Here is a 14,264-nt window from a genome sequence, read left to right on the forward strand (position 1 = left end):
CTCGTCGGCCTCGGTGCAGGGGCCCGCCGCGAGTTCGCGAGCGGCGGGGGCACCGAGGTCCTTCGTCTAGGAGATCAGCTCGTAGGCGGGGAGGGTGAGGAAGTCGGGGAAGTCCTCGGCGAGGGCGACCTGCTCGAACAGCCGGCGGGCGTCGTCGAGGCGCGGCAGCCCGCCGATGCCGGCGACCTCCTCGGCGACGACGCGGCGCACCAGCTCCTCCGTCACCGTCTCGCCGGTGTCGAGCACGACGCCGGCGTGCACCCACTGCCACACCTGCGAGCGGCTGATCTCGGCGGTGGCGGCGTCCTCCATGAGTCCGTGGATGCCGACGGCGCCGTTGCCCCCCAGCCACGCGGCCAGGTAGCGGATCGCCACCTCGACGTTGGCCCGCAGCCCGGCGAGGGTCCGTCCGCCGGGGACGCCGGCGACGTCGAGCAGCTGCGCGGCGGTGACCGCCACCTCGGGGCGCTGCCGGTCGAGCTGGTTGGGCCGGTCGCCGAGGACGGCGTCGAAGGCCGCGCGGCAGACCGGCACCAGGTCGGGGTGGGCCACCCAGGACCCGTCGAACCCGTCCCCGGCCTCGCGGGTCTTGTCCTCGCGCACCTTCGCCAGCGCCCGCTCGTTGGCCTCGGCGTCGGTGCGGCTGGGGATGGCCGCGGCCATGCCGCCGATCGCCGTGGCGCCGCGGCGGTGGCAGACGGCGACGAGCTGGTCGGTGTAGGCCCGCATCATGGGCGCGGTCATGGTCACCGCCGCCCGGTCGGGCAGCACGAAGTCGGGGCCGGCCTCGCGGAAGACCTTGATGACGCTGAACAGGTAGTCCCAGCGCCCGGCGTTGAGGCCGGCGGCGTGGCTGCCCAGCGCGTGCAGCATCTCCTCCATCTCGAACGCCGCCGGGATGGTCTCGATGAGCATCGTGGCGCGGATCGACCCCCCGGGGATCCCGAGCGCCTGCTCGGCGGCGTCGAACACGACCCGCCACAGCCCGGCCTCCAGGTGCCCCTCCAGCTTCGGCAGGTAGAGGTAGGGCCCGCTGCCGCGGGCGAGCTGCTCGGCGGCGTTGTGGAACAGGTACAGCCCGGCGTCGACCAGGGCGCCGACGGCCGGCTCGCCGTCGACGAGCACGTGCCGCTCGGGCAGGTGCCAGCCGCGGGGGCGGGGCACGATCGTGGGCAGGTCGCCGTCCTCCCGCAGCCGGTACTCCCGGCCCTCGGGGGTGGTGAACGCGAGCTGCCGGCGGACGGCGTCGCGCAGCACGACCTGCCCGGTGACGACGTTGCGCCAGTGCGGGGTGTTGGCGTCCTCGAGGTCGGCCAGCCACACGTCGGCACCGCAGTTGAGCGCGTTGACCGCCATCTTGGGCTCGGTCGGGCCGGTGATCTCGACGCGGCGGTCGACCAGGCCGGGCGGCGGTGGGGGCACCCGCCAGTCACCGTCGCGGACGTCGGCGGTCTCCGGGCGGAAGTCCAGCCACCGGGCGGCGGCGATCTCGGCGCGGCGGGTGGCGCGGGCGACGAGCAGGGCGTCGCGCTGCGGGCCGAAGCGCCGCTGCAGGTCGGCGACGAACTCCAGCGCCTCCGGGGTGAGCACCTCGGCGGACCGCTCGACCTCCGGGCCCTCCACGCGCACGTCGCTCACCGCTCGTCCCCTCTGCCGGCCCGGGTGGGCTGCCATCCTGTCACCGTGTCCCGCCTCGCCGAGTTCAACGACGAGCCCGCCGACGCCGCCGTCGAGGCGCTGCGCGGCTGCAACGCCGCGCCCCGCTTCGCCGCCGGGCTGGTGGCCGGCCGGCCCTTCCCCGACGTCGAGACGCTGGTCCGCCGGGCCGGGGAGGTGGCCCGCGGGCTGCCGTGGGACGAGGTCGCGCTCGCGCTGGCCGCACACCCGCGGATCGGCGACCGGGTGGAGGGCTCCTCGGCCGAGGCGCGGGCCTCCCGCCGCGAGCAGGGCTCGATGGGCGGGGCCGACGAGGACACCCGCGCCGCGATCGTCGAGGGCAACCGCGCCTACGAGGAGCGGTTCGGGCACGTCTACCTGATCCGGGCCGCGGGCCGCTCCCCCGCGGAGATGCTCGGGGAGCTGCGTCGGCGGCTGGGCAACGACGCCGACGCCGAGCGGGCCGAGGTGGTCGAGCAGCTCGCGCAGATCACCGAGCTGCGGGTGCGGGAGCTGGTCTCGTGAGCGAGCTCGCGAGCTCACGCAGGGGCAGGGCAGTGCCACGAACGCGACCGACCAGCGCCGGCGAGGAGGACGCGTGAGCGTCTCCACCCACGTGCTCGACGCCGTCGCCGGACGGCCGGCCGCCGGCATCGCCGTCCAGCTGTACGCGGGCGACGAGCTGCTCGCCGTCGGGATCACCGACGACGACGGCCGCTGCCGGCTCACCGAGGAGGCGACCGTCGCCGGCCCGCACCGGCTGGTGTTCGCCACGGGGGCCTGGTTCGAGGTCCGCGGCGTCGCGGCGTTCTGGCCGGAGGTGACGCTGACCTTCGCCGTCACCGAGCCCGCCGCCCACCACCACGTGCCGCTGCTGCTCTCACCGTTCGCGTACTCGACCTACCGCGGGTCCTGACCACCCGACGTTCCACGTGCAACAGCGCCGGTGCGGCAGGCTGGGGCCATGGCGATCGTGCTCGGACCGAACCAGTACGGGAAGGCGGAGGTCCGCGTCGTCGCGGTCGACCGCAGCGGCCCCCGCCACGACCTGGTCGACCTGGACGTGAGCACCGCCCTGCGCGGGGACTTCACCGCCGCGCACACCGCCGGGGACAACGCGCACGTGCTGACCACCGACGCGCAGAAGAACACCGTCTTCGCCTTCGCCCGCGACGGCGTCGGCTCCCCCGAGGCGTTCGGCCTGCGGCTGGCCCGCCACCTCGCCGGCTCCTACGACTGGATCACCGGCGCCCGGGTGGCGGTCGAGTCCTACGGCTGGGAGCGGATCGCCGTCGGTGGCCGGCCGCACCCGCACGCCTTCCGCCGGCCCGGCGGCGAGGTGCGGACGGCGGTGGTCACGGTCGACGGCGCCGACGCGCACGTGCTGGCGGGGCTGTCCGACCTCGTCGTCCTCAAGACCACCGGCTCGGAGTTCCACGGCTTCCCCCGGGACCGGTACACGACGCTGGCCGAGACCCGCGACCGGGTGCTGGCCACCGCGGTGACCGCCCGCTGGCGCTACACCTCGCCGGACCTCGACTGGGACGCGCTGTTCGACGGGGTCCGCACCGTGCTGCTGGAGACCTTCGCGGCCACCCACTCCCTGGCGCTGCAGCAGACGCTGTACGCGATGGGCGAGGCGGTGCTGCGGCGGTTCCCCGACGTCGCCGAGGTCCGGATGTCGATGCCCAACCGGCACCACTTCCTGCAGGACCTGTCGGCGTACGGGCTGTCGAACACCCCCGGCGAGGACGACACGCTCGTCTACCACGCCGACGACCGCCCCTACGGGCTCATCGAGGGCACCGTGCTGCGCGACGACGTCCCGGCCGCCGAGGTGGCGTGGCTGGGGACGCCGGGCTTCTGCTGAGGGATCCGGAGTCGTGGGACGTCAAGACCGGTCGCGGCACGATGACCTCGTGGATGCCACGGTGGTGCTCGGCCAGCAGGGTCGTCTGGTGATCCCGGCCGAGGTGCGTGCCGCGCTCGGGCTCGTGCCGGGGCAACGGCTGCACCTGCGGACCGAGGGGAGCCGGCTGGTGCTCGAACGACCCGGGGACGCGGTCTCCGAGCTGCGCGGCCTGGCAGCCGGGGTGCTGGGGACGGTCAACCTGGCGGAGGTCGTCGACGAGCTCGTCGGCGCCGGCGCGGCGGTCCCGCGGGTGCGGCCTCTGCTGCTGTCGGCCGAGGTGCTCACCGCCGACCGCGCCGGGGCGGAGCTGGACCTCCCGCTCCGGGTCCGGCTGATCCGGTAGGTGGGCCCGGGCGGGATCCGGGTCAGCGCTCCTGGCACGATCGGCGGCGTGCCCGACGAGCGCGAGGTCCTGACCTACGAGCAGTTCGGCACCGCCGCCCGGGACCTGGCCCGGCAGGTCGCCGACGACGGCTTCGAGCCCGACCTGATCCTGTCCATCGCCCGCGGCGGGCTGTTCCTCGGCGGCGCGCTGGGCTACGCCCTCGACGTCAAGAACACGTTCGTGATGAACGTCGAGTTCTACACCGGCGTCGACGAGCGGCTGGACCTGCCGGTGGTGCTGCCGCCGACGCTGGACCAGGTCGACATCACCGGCGCCAACGTGCTCGTCGCCGACGACGTCGCCGACACCGGCAAGACCCTCGAGCTGGTCCGCGACTTCTGCGCCGGCTACGTCGCCGCGGTGCGGACGGCGGTCGTCTACGAGAAGCCGCGCTCGCTGGTCACCTGCGACTACGTGTGGCGCCGCACCGACGCCTGGATCGACTTCCCCTGGTCGTCGGAGCCGCCGGTGCGCCGGCGCAGCCACCGCCCCCCGCACTGAGCCGGCGCCGGACCCTCAGTCGGTCCGGAGCCGGTAGAACCGGAAGAAGTCGTGGTCCACGGGCAGCACGTCGACACCGGCGAAGCCCGCGTCACGGGCGTAGCGGGCCAGCGTGTCCGGCCGCATGACCGTCCCGGTGCCGGCCGAGGGGCGGGTCGAGAGCCCGTCGGGCAGGCAGCAGGTCAGGCTGTAGCCGTACATCAGCCGGTCGACGTCGGAGCCCGGCGCGGTGAAGGCCTCGGCCACCCGCTCGTCGACGACCAGCACCGTGCCGCCGGGCGCGACCAGCCCGCGCACGGCCGAGAGCACCCCCACCGGGTCGGCCAGGTCGTGCACGCACTCGACGGCCGTGACCAGGTCGTAGCCGCCGGCCCGGTCCCGCAGCCCGGCGACGTCGGCGACCGTGAACGACACCCGGTCGGCCACGCCGGCCTCGGCGGCGGCGGCGCGGGCCCGCTCCACCGACGGCGCGTCGACGTCGAAGCCGTCCACCCGCGCGGCCGGGTAGGCGGCCGCGATGCCGATCGAGGACCAGCCCAGCCCGCACCCGACGTCGGCGACCCGCCCGCCGGCGCGCAGCGCCGCGTCGACCTCGGGCAGCGCGGGCAGCACCTCCGCGCCCAGCGCCCCGGTGAGGAACGGCCGGTTGGCCGCCGCCTGCGCCTCCCGGGCGTCGGGCCCCATCTGCGCCCAGCCCAGTCCCGAGCCCTCCCGGTAGACCTCCGCCAGACGGGGGACGTTGCGGACGAAGGCCATGGCCGCCCAGGCCAGCGGGGCGGTGTAGAGCGGGTCGAGCTCGTCGACCAGCACGCTGCGGTACCCCGGCGGCAGCGAGTAGCGGCGCTGCTCCGGCCCGGCGGCCGCGTCGTCGACGGCGAGGTAGCCCGCGACCGCCTGCTGTTCGAGCCACTCGCGCGCGTAGCGGGCGTCGGTGCCGGTGCGCTCGGCGAGCTGCGCGGCGGTCGCCGGCGCGCCGTCGAGCGACCTGTACCAGCCGAGCCGGCGGCCGAGCTCGACCGCGGCCACCTCGAAGGTGCCGGTCACGGACGCGACGAGCCGCTCGGACAGCGCCTCGGGCCCGGGGAGGGACGTCGTCATGCCGCCGCACAGTGGCCCGGCCGGGCCGGCGGCGGAAGGGGCGTCGTCCCCGTCCGGCGTCCCGGGCCGGTCAGCGGCGGGTGGACACGCTCACGGTGAACCGGCGGTCGTGCGCCGCTGCCCGCGTCGGCCCGACCAGGCGCCGCAGCGCCGCCCGGTGCGGCAGCCGGTTGTTCCAGACCGCCCACAGCTCCCCGCCGGGGCGCAGCACCCGCGCGGCCGCGGCGAAGAGCCGGTCGGCCGCGGCGGTGACGACGGCGGCGCCGAGGTGGAACGGCGGGTTGCAGACGACGAGGTCGGCGCTCGCGTCGGGCAGGCCCGCGGCGGCGTCGTCGCGGGTGACGCGGACCCGGCCGAGCCCCGCGCGGTCCAGCGTCGCGCGCGCGGAGGCCACCGCGGCGGCGGACTGGTCGGTGGCGGTGACGGCCAGCTCCGGCCGCGACCGGGCGAGGACGGCGGCCAGCACGCCGGTGCCGCACCCGAGGTCCACCGCCGTCCGCGCACCGGGGGCGGCGCCGGCCAGCGCGGTCGCCAGCAGCCGGGTGCCGTCGTCGACGCGGGTGCCGGCGAAGGCGGCGCCGTGGGCGCAGACGTCGAGGTCGAGGGCGCCGTCGTGCCGGCAGCGGGGGAAGCTCGGCGCGACCCCGGGACGCGGGTCGCGGGCGACGAGCACGCGGGACTTCTGCCGCGCCAGCGTCGCCGTGACGTCGGTGAACCCGGTGCGCAGCACGTCGTTCATGCCGAGCGTCATGTGCTTGACCCGGCCGCCCACGAGCACCACGACGTCGGGTGCGGCCGCGGCGGCGGCCAGCTCGGTGAGCTCGCGCAGCGCGTCGAGGGCCTTGGGCGCCTGGGCGAGGACCAGCGTGGCGCCGTCGAGGAGCTCCGCCGTCAGCGGCAGCGGGCGGTAGCCGCCGGCCAGGCCGGTGCGCTCGGCGTTGCGGGCCAGCGCCTGCTCGCCGACCAGCAGGTCCTGGTGCACCCGGACGTCGGTGGCGCCGGACGCCAGCGCGCCCAGGGTGAGCGCCCCGTGGGAGTCGTCGACGACCACGACCCGGCCGGGGCCGGCCAGCGCCCCGGCCGCGGTGTCGAGCAGCAGCCGGTCGGTGGCGTCGACGGCGACGAGGTCGGGCGCCTCGACGTCGGGGTCGCGGCGCAGGAGGGCGAGGACCTCCTCGCGGTTCACCGGGGTGTGGCCGCGACGAGGGCGGCCACCACCCGGCCGAGCTCGGCACCCACGTCCTCCTGCAGGAAGTGCCCGCCGCCGGCCAGCGTGGTGTGCGCCCTCCCCCGCGCGCCGGGCACGACCTGCTGGAACACCCGGTCGGCGCCGGCGGTGATGGGGTCGGAGTCGGAGAACGCGGTGAGGAACGGCCGGTCGAAGCGGGCGAGGACCTGCCAGGCGGCCCGGTTGGCGGCCGCGGCGGGGTCGTCGGGCGTCGTCGGCACCAGGGCGGGGAAGGCGCGGGCGCCGGCCTTGGACGCCTCGTCGGGGAAGGGCGCGTCGTAGGCGGCGACCACCTCGGGCGGCAGGTCGGTGACCGTGCCGTTGGCGACGATGCGGCCGACGTCGAACGCCCGGGCCGTCGCGGCGAACCGCTGCCAGGCGAGGAACGCCTCGCTCATCGGGGTGTCCCCGGTGGGCAGGCCGGTGTTGGCGACGACGACCCGGGCGAACCGGTCGGGGTGCTCGGCGACCAGCCGCAGCCCGATCAGCCCGCCCCAGTCCTGGCCGACCAGCGTGACGTCGGTCAGGCCGAGCCGGTCGAACAGCGCCTGCCGCACCCACTCGACGTGCGCCGCGTAGCTGTAGGCGGCCGGGTCGGTGGGCTTGTCGGAGCGGCCGAAGCCGACCAGGTCGGGGGCGACCACGCGCAGCCCGGCGGCGGTGAGCTCACCGATGACGTGCCGCCAGAGGAAGGACCAGGACGGCTCGCCGTGCAGCAGCACCACGACCTCGCCGTCGGCCGGCCCGGTGTCGACCACCGCGACCCGCAGGTCCGTCCCGTCCCCGGCGTCGACGGGAACGTGGATCGGCGGGTACGGGAAGCCGGGCAGCGCGGCGAAGCGCTCCTCGGGCGTGCGGACGACGTCCATGCGGCCCTCCAGGCATAGGAAGCTCTGCGCACGTCCAGCGGCGCGAGACGTGGGTAGAGCTTCCTATGCCCTGCAGGTCCCCGTGCGGGACACGGCAGGATCCCCGGTGCACCCGCCCTCCGACGACCCCCAGGGAGCCTCCCGTGCCGATCCCCGCCCGCGAGTGGCACCTGGCCGCCCGTCCCCACGGCGCGCCGACCCCGGAGGACTTCCGGCTGGTCGAGGTCGAGCACCCCGACCCCGCCGAGGGGCAGGTGGTCGTGCGGATGGTCGCGATGTCGGTCGACCCCTACATGCGCGGCCGGATGCGGCTGGGCCCCTCCTACGCCGCGCCCTGGGAGGTCGGCGAGGCGATGCGGGGCGGGGCGGTCGGCCGCGTCGTCGAGTCCCGCTCCCCCGACGTCCCCGAGGGGGCGCTGGTGCTCACCGACGCCGCCTGGCGCGACGTCGCCGTCCTCGACGCCCGGCACGTCCGGCAGCTGCCGGCCACCGGCCTGCCGCTGACCTGGTCGCTGGGCATCCTCGGCATGCCCGGCCTGACCGCCTACGCCGGGCTGTTCCGGGTGGGCGCCTTCCGTGAGGGCGACGCGGTGTTCGTCTCCGGCGCCGCGGGGGCGGTGGGCAGCGCCGTCGGCCAGTTCGCCCGGCTCCGCGGCGCCTCGGCCGTGGTGGGCAGCGCCGGCAGCCCGGAGAAGGTCGCCTGGCTGCGGGAGATCGGCTTCACCGCCGCCTTCGACTACCACGACGGGCCGGTCCGGGACTCACTCGCGCAGGCCGCGCCCGACGGCGTCGACGTCTTCTTCGACAACGTCGGCGGCGAGCACCTCGACGCCGCGCTCGGCGCGCTGCACGTGCACGGCCGGGCGGTCATCTGCGGCTCGATCTCGAACTACAACGCCACCGAGACGGTCCCCGGGCCGAAGAACTTCAGCTCCCTGATGATCTCCAAGCGGCTGGCGGTCACCGGCCTGCTCGTGAGCGACCACACCGACCTGCACGGCGAGTTCACCGAGACGGTGTCGGGCTGGATCCGCTCGGGCGAGCTCGTCGTCCGCGAGACCGTCTACGAGGGCCTGGACAACGCCGTGCCCGCTTTCCTGGACCTCCTGGCGGGCGCCAACACCGGGAAGATGGTGGTGCGGCTCGCACCGGACCCCGACTGACCGGCGGTTGCCGGTCCCCGGCCCCGGGAAGGGCCCAGGCATGTGGTTGTTCCTCACCCGCCGGCTGCGGGTCTGGCTGATCCTGACCGTGCTCGTGCCGCTGGCCACCGGGCTGCTGCGCCGGGTCGGCCGCACGCTGGAGCGGCGCGGCGGCCCGACGCGGGTCAGCCGCGCGCTGCTGCAGGCCGGTGACCTGGGCGACCGCGCCCGCGACCGGCTGCGCGGTGGCCGACGGCGCCGGTGACCACCGCCGAACGGGTCCCCGCCCTCGACCACACCCCGGCGACCGCGCCCACCCGCGCGGTCGCCGTCTTCGCGCACGGCGGCACCGTGGCCAGCGTCGAGCCGCCGCGGGAGCGGGCGCTGTCGCTGGTGCGGATGCGGGCGATCCAGGAGTCGGTGTCGGCGGCCGCGGCCGGCCGCGGGGTGGAGACCTACCTGGTCCGCTACCGCGTGGCCGGGTGGAACGGGCCGGCCGCCGACGCCCACGCCGACGTCCGGTGGGCGCTGGACCGGGTGCGCGAGCGGCACGGCGACGTCCCGGTCGTCCTGGTCGGGCACTCGATGGGCGGCCGGGCGGTGCTGCGGGCCGGCGACGACCCGTCGGTGGCCGCCGTCTGCGGCCTGGCGCCGTGGACGCCGCCGGGTGAGCCGGTCGGTCACCTGCGCGGGCGCACCGTCGTCCTCGCGCACGGCCGCGGCGACCGCTGGGTGCCCGCCCGGCTGTCGGAGGACTTCGCGGTGCGCGCGCACCGCGCCGGTGCGCGGGTCGCCCGGTTCACGCTGCCCGGCGGCCACGGCATGCTGCGCCGGGTCGGCGCCTGGCACGGGCTGGTCCGCGACGTCGTGCTGGCCGGCTCCGGCCTCGCACCCTGGCGCGACGACGTGCTGGCCGCGTTCGACGCCCCGCCGCCCGGGGGCCTGGCCGTCGCGTGGTGAGACCCCCGCCGTCCGGGTAGGGGCGGCGCGTGGAGGAGCTGCTCGCCGAGGTGGTCGGCGTCATGGTCACCGTCGTCGAGGCGTGCGGCGCCGTGGTCATCGTCGTCGGCGCGGTGTGGGCCTTCATCCGGTTCGTGGCGGTCGGGCTGCGCCGCCAGGGGACGTCGGCCTTCGTCCCCGTCCGGCTCACCCTCGGCCGCTTCCTCGCGCTCGGACTGGAGTTCCAGCTGGCCAGCGACGTGCTGCGGACGGCGGTCGCACCCAGCTTCCGCGAGCTCGGCCAGCTCGCCGCCGTGGCCGCCATCCGGACGGCGCTGAACTACTTCCTGTCCAAGGAGATCGCCGAGGAGCGGCGGCAGGTGGCCGAGGAGACCGGCGCAGCGGTTCCGGACCCGGCGTCCGCCGAGCACCGCGGACGGGGCGTGTGACCTCGCTCGGGCCGCTGCCCGGGCTGCTGGCCGCCGGCGTCGGTGCGATGGCGCTGGTCGCCGGGGCGGTGACCCTGGCCAGCACCCGGCGCCCCGCGCTGGCCCTCGGCGTCTTCCTGGACCTGTTGCTCGCGGCCGGGCTGCTGCGGCTGGCCGCCGAGCCGACCTGGACGTCCCTGGGCACCGCCGCGGCGGTGGTGCTGCTGCGGCGGGTGGTCGGCGCCGGGCTGCGGGCCGGTGGCCGGTCGCTGTCCCCGCCGCCCCCCGCTCAGGAGAACAGCGCGCTGTAGCCGTTGAGCGCGGGCTGGCCGCCCAGGTGGGCGTAGAGCACCGTCGACGACGGGTCGATCTCGCGGCGGCCGACCAGGTCGATCGTCGCGGCCATCGACTTCCCCTCGTACACCGGGTCGGTGACCATGCCCTCGGTGCGGGCGGCGGTCTCCATCGCGCGGATCGTCGTCGCGTCGGGGATGCCGTAGACGCCGGCGTGGTAGCGCTCGTCGAGCTCGACGTCGTCGAGGGTGAGCTCGCGCCGCACGCCGATGGCCCGCGCCGTCCGCTGGGCGATGCGCAGCACCTGGTCGCGGGTCTCGGCGGGCCTGGCGGAGGCGTCGATCCCGAGCACCCGCCGCGACCGGCCGCCCTGCTCCTCCAGCAGCGCGAAGCCAGCGACCATGCCGGCCTGCGTGGACCCGGTGACCGAACAGACGACGACGGTGTCGAAGAAGACGCCGAGCTCGGCCTCCTGCTGCGCGACCTCCAGCGCCCAGTTCGCGAAGCCGTGCCCACCCAGCGGGTGGTCGCTGGCGCCGGCCGGGATCGCGTAGGGCTTGCCGCCGCGGGCCTCGATCTCGGCGAGCGCGGTCTCCCAGCTCTCCTTGAAGCCGATGCCGAAGCCGGCCTTGACCAGCCGGACGTCCGCACCGGCCAGCCGGCTGACCAGGATGTTGCCGACCTTGTCGTAGACGGCGTCGGGCCAGTCCACCCAGCTCTCCTGCACCAGCACGCACGACAGCCCGACGTGCGCGGCGACCGCGGCCACCTGCCGCGTGTGGTTGCTCTGCACGCCGCCGATGGAGACGAGGGTGTCGCAGCCCTGCGCCAGCGCGTCGGCGACGAGGTACTCGAGCTTGCGGGTCTTGTTGCCGCCGTAGGCGATGCCGGAGTTGCAGTCCTCCCGCTTGGCCCAGACCGCGGCGCCGCCGAGGTGCCCGGTCAGCCGGTCGAGCCGGTGCACCGGCGAGGGGCCGAACAGCAGCGGGGTGCGGGGGAAGTCAGCCAGGGTCGACATCGGTCTCCTCCAGTTCGGACAGCAGCGCCGTCCAGATCTCGGTGGTGGTGGCGACGGCGGCGTCGACGTCGTCGTGGGCGCAGGCGGTGACCAGGCGGTCGTGCAGGTCGACGGACTCCCGGCCGTGCGCCGCGGCGAACCGGGCCCGCTCGAGCCGGCGGATCGCGGGCGTGAAGCGCTCGGCGGTCGCCGTCAGCGCGGTGTTGCCGGCCCGGTCGAGCAGCACGGCGTGGAACTCGTCGTCGGCGGCCAGCGCGGCGTCGACGTCACCGTCCCGGACCGCCGCGGCGAACCGCTGGTTGGCCGCGCGCATGCGGGCGACGTCGTCGGCGGTCACCCGGCCGGCCGCCTCGCGGGCGGCCAGCTCGTGCATCGCCCGGACGACGACGGCGGCGTCGCGCACCTGCCGCGGGCGCAGCGGCGTGACGCGGGTGTGGCTCTGCGGCTTGGCCTCGACCAGCCCCTCGTCGACCAGCCGGGCCAGCGCGGCACGGACGGGGGCGACCGACAGGCCCAGGCGGGCGGCGAGGTCGGCGTCCTTCACGACCGCGCCGGGGGCGAGCGCGCCGCTGACGATCGCCGTCCGGATGCGGTCCAGCGCCTGGTCGCGCAGCAGCACCCGGCCGACGGGAACGAGGGGCGCGGTCACAACTGACATCTCAGATGTCAGAGGCGCCGCCGTCAAGGGTCACAGGCACCTCCGTTGCGGTCGGTGGCAGTCGCGGGTCTCGTCCTGGCCCCCGCGCGCACCGCACGATCGGCGCCGTGGACTGGACCACCGACCCGGCCGACGCCGCCGCCCACTTCGCCTCCCGGCTCACCGTCGAGACCGACGTCAGCGACGTGCACGCCGCGGTGCGGTCCGGCGCGCCCGGCTTCGTGCTGCTCGACAGCCGCAGCCGCGCGGCGTGGGACCAGGGCCACGTACCCGGCGCGGTGCACCTGCCCGGGCGGGAGGTCGCCGCCCGCGCCGCCGCCGAGCTGGACCGGTCCGTCCCGGTCGTCACCTACTGCTGGGGGCCGGGCTGCAACGGCGCCACCCGCGCCGCGCTCGCGCTGGCGCTGCTCGGCTTCCGCGTGCGGGAGATGATCGGCGGCTTCGAGTACTGGGCGCGCGAGGGCCTGCCGGTGGAGACCGCGGCCGGCCTCACCCGCCCCGCCGCCGACCCGCTGACCGCGCCGGTCAGCTGTGGGTGCTGAGGTCGGGCACGTCGTCGTCGGACAGCCGCGCCCACAGCACCTCGTCGCGCCGGACGCCGTCGGCGTAGCGGTGGGAGCGGCGCAGCCGGCCCTCCCGGGTGAAGCCCGCCTTCTCCGCCACCCGGCCGGAGGCGGGGTTGTCCACGGCGTGCACCAGCTCGACCCGGTCGATCGACAGGACGGCGAAGCCGAAGCGGACGGCGGCGTCGACGGCGCGCGGGGCCATCCCGCGGCCACGGGCGGCGGGCACGGTCCAGTAGCCGACCCCGGCGTCGCCCTGCGCGGGGTCGACGGCGTGCAGGGCGACCGAGCCGACGAGCTCGCCGGTGGCGGCGTCGACCACGGCCCAGGCGGCCGTCGTCGGGGAGCGGCCGGCCCGCCGGGCCACCCACTCGACGGCGTCCTCGTCGGTGGCGACCCGGCCGGGGTTGGAGAACAGGTCGGTGGCCGGGTCGGTGAGCGCGGCGCGGACGGCGGGCGCGTCGCCGGGCCGCCACGGGCGCAGCAGCACCGGCCCGGCGGGGATCTCGGGGAGGGCGTCGGGCACGACGGGCATCGTGCCCGACGCGCGGCTCACTCCTGCGGGGCCGACCCGGGCTCGGCCATCTTCCGGTTGAGCTTGGCGGCCACGTTGCCCGGCGTCACCGCCGACAGCCGGCCCATCGCCTTGCTGGCCAGCGACCCGGCGAAGACCGAGGCCTCCCCCGTGACCAGGCCCTCGTAGCCCTGCCGGGCGACCTGGGCCGGGTCGTCCTTGGCGTCGGTGGCGCCCATGCGGGTGTCGGTGAGGTCGGCGCGGTCGAAGAACTCGGTGTCGGTCGGCCCGGGCAGCAGCGCGGTGACGCTGACGCCGCGGTCGGACAGCTCCTCGCGCAGGGCCAGCGACAGGTGCTGCACGAACGCCTTGCTCGCGCCGTAGACGGCCTGGAACGGCTGGGGCGCCTGCGAGGCCACCGACGAGGTGAACAGGATGCGGCCCTCCCCGCGGGCGGCCATGTCCTGCGCCACCCGCTTGGCCAGGTGCACCGTGGAACCGCAGTTGAGCGCGACGATGCCCAGCTCGGCGTCGAGGTCGGTGTCGACGAACGCGCCGCCGACCCCCACCCCCGCGTTGATGGCGGCGGCGTCCAGCGGGCGGCCGGCCCCGCGGACGGCGGCCACGAGCAGCTCGCGGTCCTCGTAGCGGGTCAGGTCGCCGCGCACCGGGGAGATGTGCGCGCCCATGCCGCGCAGCGTCTCGGCGGCGGCGTCGAGCTCGTCGTCCTCGGCGGCGATGACCAGGTCGTAGCCGTGCTCGGCGAACTGCTTGGCCAGCTCCAGGCCGATGCCGCTGGAGGCACCGGTGACGAGCGCGAGGGGACGGGCGGAGGGGACGGTCACGGGGACTCCCGGGGTGGGTCGCGGGTGCGGTCACCCCCGGTGGTGCCCGATCCGGCCGGGTCCGACCCCTGCGCACGGCGGAGAGGTGTGCCTCCCGGAGGAGGCGTGGGGGGGGGGGGGGGGGGGGGGGGGGGGGGGGGGGGGGGGGGGGGGGGGGGGGGGGGGGGGGGGGGGGGGGGGGGGGGGGGGGGGGGGGGGGGGGGGGGGGGGGGGG

The 14,264-nt window shown here is 76.5% G+C and carries 19 protein-coding genes; 11 read left to right on the forward strand and 8 right to left on the reverse strand.

What is annotated here, in order from left to right; all coding sequences use genetic code 11:
* Positions 1-66: 66 nt before the first annotated feature.
* Positions 67-1,638, reverse strand: a complete 1,572-nt coding sequence (gene aceB / locus ACI8AD_RS16230) for a malate synthase A (RefSeq protein WP_456871552.1) — start codon at positions 1,636-1,638, stop codon at positions 67-69.
* Between the two features lie 45 nt (positions 1,639-1,683).
* Here aceB and uraD point away from each other — a divergent pair, with 45 nt between their 5' ends.
* From uraD to ACI8AD_RS16255, 5 genes are all read left to right on the forward strand, one after another.
* Positions 1,684-2,181, forward strand: coding sequence for a 2-oxo-4-hydroxy-4-carboxy-5-ureidoimidazoline decarboxylase (gene uraD, locus ACI8AD_RS16235; protein ID WP_456871553.1), 498 nt, complete (start codon positions 1,684-1,686; stop codon positions 2,179-2,181).
* Positions 2,182-2,254: 73 nt separating this feature from the next.
* A complete protein-coding gene (gene uraH / locus ACI8AD_RS16240; RefSeq protein WP_456871554.1) occupies positions 2,255-2,572 on the forward strand; it encodes a hydroxyisourate hydrolase in 318 nt (105 codons plus the stop codon).
* 48 nt (positions 2,573-2,620) lie between these two features.
* Positions 2,621-3,526 carry a factor-independent urate hydroxylase gene (gene pucL, locus ACI8AD_RS16245; RefSeq protein WP_456871555.1) on the forward strand — a complete coding sequence of 302 codons (906 nt, stop codon included), beginning with the start codon at positions 2,621-2,623 and terminating at the stop codon, positions 3,524-3,526.
* A gap of 49 nt (positions 3,527-3,575) precedes the next feature.
* Positions 3,576-3,911: an AbrB/MazE/SpoVT family DNA-binding domain-containing protein gene (locus ACI8AD_RS16250; protein ID WP_456871556.1), complete on the forward strand. Its 336-nt coding sequence runs from the start codon at positions 3,576-3,578 to the stop codon at positions 3,909-3,911.
* A 48-nt stretch (positions 3,912-3,959) separates the two neighbouring features.
* The gene (locus ACI8AD_RS16255) at positions 3,960-4,454 is read left to right on the forward strand and encodes a phosphoribosyltransferase (RefSeq protein WP_456871557.1); all 495 of its coding nucleotides are present in this window, start codon (positions 3,960-3,962) and stop codon (positions 4,452-4,454) included.
* Between the two features lie 15 nt (positions 4,455-4,469).
* Here ACI8AD_RS16255 and ACI8AD_RS16260 read toward each other — a convergent pair whose 3' ends face one another.
* The 3 genes from ACI8AD_RS16260 to ACI8AD_RS16270 all read right to left on the reverse strand — a co-directional run bounded on the left by ACI8AD_RS16260 (position 4,470) and on the right by ACI8AD_RS16270 (position 7,649).
* Positions 4,470-5,552, reverse strand: coding sequence for a class I SAM-dependent methyltransferase (locus tag ACI8AD_RS16260; RefSeq protein WP_456871558.1), 1,083 nt, complete (start codon positions 5,550-5,552; stop codon positions 4,470-4,472).
* 70 nt (positions 5,553-5,622) lie between these two features.
* Entirely contained in the window at positions 5,623-6,738 is a 1,116-nt protein-coding gene (locus tag ACI8AD_RS16265; RefSeq protein WP_456871559.1) for a class I SAM-dependent methyltransferase, read from the reverse strand.
* Positions 6,735-7,649, reverse strand: a complete 915-nt coding sequence (locus ACI8AD_RS16270; RefSeq protein ID WP_456871560.1) for a haloalkane dehalogenase — start codon at positions 7,647-7,649, stop codon at positions 6,735-6,737. Before ACI8AD_RS16270 ends, ACI8AD_RS16265 begins: the two co-directional genes overlap by 4 nt.
* Positions 7,650-7,792: 143 nt before the next feature.
* Between ACI8AD_RS16270 and ACI8AD_RS16275 the strand changes: the two genes are divergently transcribed.
* Genes ACI8AD_RS16275 through ACI8AD_RS16295 form a run of 5 tightly spaced genes read left to right on the forward strand, consistent with a single transcriptional unit; the run spans position 7,793 to position 10,469 of the window.
* The gene (locus ACI8AD_RS16275) at positions 7,793-8,812 is read left to right on the forward strand and encodes an NADP-dependent oxidoreductase (protein WP_456871561.1); all 1,020 of its coding nucleotides are present in this window, start codon (positions 7,793-7,795) and stop codon (positions 8,810-8,812) included.
* A gap of 40 nt (positions 8,813-8,852) precedes the next feature.
* Positions 8,853-9,056, forward strand: a complete 204-nt coding sequence (locus ACI8AD_RS16280) for a hypothetical protein (protein ID WP_456871562.1) — start codon at positions 8,853-8,855, stop codon at positions 9,054-9,056.
* Positions 9,053-9,751 carry an alpha/beta fold hydrolase gene (locus ACI8AD_RS16285; RefSeq protein WP_456871563.1) on the forward strand — a complete coding sequence of 233 codons (699 nt, stop codon included), beginning with the start codon at positions 9,053-9,055 and terminating at the stop codon, positions 9,749-9,751. Before ACI8AD_RS16280 ends, ACI8AD_RS16285 begins: the two co-directional genes overlap by 4 nt.
* A 29-nt stretch (positions 9,752-9,780) precedes the next feature.
* Entirely contained in the window at positions 9,781-10,179 is a 399-nt protein-coding gene (locus ACI8AD_RS16290; RefSeq protein ID WP_456871564.1) for a DUF1622 domain-containing protein, read from the forward strand.
* Positions 10,176-10,469, forward strand: a complete 294-nt coding sequence (locus ACI8AD_RS16295; protein ID WP_456871565.1) for a DUF1622 domain-containing protein — start codon at positions 10,176-10,178, stop codon at positions 10,467-10,469. Before ACI8AD_RS16290 ends, ACI8AD_RS16295 begins: the two co-directional genes overlap by 4 nt.
* On the opposite strand, the gene ACI8AD_RS16300 is transcribed toward ACI8AD_RS16295, so the two are convergent.
* Both ACI8AD_RS16300 and ACI8AD_RS16305 read right to left on the reverse strand, forming a co-directional pair.
* Positions 10,448-11,470: a 1-aminocyclopropane-1-carboxylate deaminase gene (locus tag ACI8AD_RS16300; protein WP_456871566.1), complete on the reverse strand. Its 1,023-nt coding sequence runs from the start codon at positions 11,468-11,470 to the stop codon at positions 10,448-10,450. The two genes, ACI8AD_RS16295 and ACI8AD_RS16300, sit on opposite strands and share 22 nt — an antisense overlap.
* A complete protein-coding gene (locus ACI8AD_RS16305; protein ID WP_456871567.1) occupies positions 11,454-12,119 on the reverse strand; it encodes a GntR family transcriptional regulator in 666 nt (221 codons plus the stop codon). Before ACI8AD_RS16305 ends, ACI8AD_RS16300 begins: the two co-directional genes overlap by 17 nt.
* 116 nt (positions 12,120-12,235) lie before the next feature.
* Between ACI8AD_RS16305 and ACI8AD_RS16310 the strand changes: the two genes are divergently transcribed.
* The gene (locus tag ACI8AD_RS16310; protein WP_456871568.1) at positions 12,236-12,670 is read left to right on the forward strand and encodes a rhodanese-like domain-containing protein; all 435 of its coding nucleotides are present in this window, start codon (positions 12,236-12,238) and stop codon (positions 12,668-12,670) included.
* Here ACI8AD_RS16310 and ACI8AD_RS16315 read toward each other — a convergent pair.
* Together ACI8AD_RS16315 and ACI8AD_RS16320 are read right to left on the reverse strand one after the other, a co-directional pair.
* Positions 12,654-13,217: a GNAT family N-acetyltransferase gene (locus ACI8AD_RS16315; protein WP_456871569.1), complete on the reverse strand. Its 564-nt coding sequence runs from the start codon at positions 13,215-13,217 to the stop codon at positions 12,654-12,656. The two genes, ACI8AD_RS16310 and ACI8AD_RS16315, sit on opposite strands and share 17 nt — an antisense overlap.
* A gap of 26 nt (positions 13,218-13,243) precedes the next feature.
* The gene (locus ACI8AD_RS16320; protein ID WP_456871570.1) at positions 13,244-14,050 is read right to left on the reverse strand and encodes an SDR family NAD(P)-dependent oxidoreductase; all 807 of its coding nucleotides are present in this window, start codon (positions 14,048-14,050) and stop codon (positions 13,244-13,246) included.
* Between the last annotated feature and the right edge of the window lie 214 nt (positions 14,051-14,264).

It is taken from the genome of Geodermatophilus sp. SYSU D00766, assembly GCF_054049915.1.

Coding starts and splice junctions, on each gene's coding strand:
- ACI8AD_RS16260 (WP_456871558.1), bottom strand. CDS start 5,552: ATGACGACGTCCCTCCCCGGGCCCGAGGCGCTGTCCGAGCGGCTCGTC.
- ACI8AD_RS16300 (WP_456871566.1), bottom strand. CDS start 11,470: ATGTCGACCCTGGCTGACTTCCCCCGCACCCCGCTGCTGTTCGGCCCC.
- pucL (WP_456871555.1), top strand. CDS start 2,621: ATGGCGATCGTGCTCGGACCGAACCAGTACGGGAAGGCGGAGGTCCGC.
- ACI8AD_RS16270 (WP_456871560.1), bottom strand. CDS start 7,649: ATGGACGTCGTCCGCACGCCCGAGGAGCGCTTCGCCGCGCTGCCCGGC.
- ACI8AD_RS16280 (WP_456871562.1), top strand. CDS start 8,853: ATGTGGTTGTTCCTCACCCGCCGGCTGCGGGTCTGGCTGATCCTGACC.